Genomic DNA, 240 nt, shown 5'->3' with positions numbered 1-240 from the left:
AACGTACAGAAAGGAGGGCTTCTTTAAGAGCAGGTGAAGGAATGGTAGTAAGAGGTGTAGATACATTATGAAGCCTGATAGATGGTAAAGGACCAATTTCTGGTAAAACTTATGAAGTGCCTTTAGAGCGTAGAGCTCCTGGAGCCATTCATAGAGAGCCAGTAACAGGATCATTACAAGCAGGTATCAAATCTATTGATACAATGATTCCTATTGGTAGAGGCCAACGTGAGCTAATTA

At 40.8% G+C, this 240-nt stretch carries 1 pseudogene; it reads left to right on the top strand.

The window, feature by feature from the left end:
* A pseudogene (locus ACY2RW_RS16330) lies at positions 1-240 on the top strand (F0F1 ATP synthase subunit alpha); the annotation flags it as partial.

This window comes from Polaribacter sp. 2305UL8-11 (genome assembly GCF_058147165.1).
Note: the sequence above shows the minus strand (reverse complement) of the source record. Positions and strands in the feature narration are given on the sequence as shown.